The 303-nt window shown below is 44.9% G+C and carries 1 protein-coding gene; it reads left to right on the top strand.

Annotated features, from left to right (window positions below):
* A partial coding sequence (locus tag AAEY62_RS21560; RefSeq protein ID WP_350636434.1) for a glycoside hydrolase family 97 catalytic domain-containing protein occupies positions 1-303 on the top strand: 303 nt, incomplete at both ends.

Genomic DNA, 303 nt, shown 5'->3' on the forward strand with positions numbered 1-303 from the left:
GTTGAAGGCTGGAACACAGGCTGGGATGGCGACTGGTTTTTTAATGGTGATGTGTTTAGCTTTACTCAGCCCTACGATGATTTTGATATAGCAGCGCTAACAAAATATTCTAAGCAAACAGGCGTGCAACTCATTGGCCATCACGAAACATCCGGCAACGTCAGTAACTATCGCAAGCAAATGGCAGATGCCTTTGCATTGTATGAAAAATCTAACGTTAGCCAAGTTAAAACCGGTTACGTAGCCGATGGCGGAAACATTAAGCGCATTGACAAAAACGGTATAGCTCGCCATGAGTGGCAC

The sequence above is a fragment of the Pseudoalteromonas sp. GW168-MNA-CIBAN-0100 genome, from assembly GCF_040309225.1.
Taxonomy (GTDB): domain Bacteria; phylum Pseudomonadota; class Gammaproteobacteria; order Enterobacterales; family Alteromonadaceae; genus Pseudoalteromonas; species Pseudoalteromonas arctica.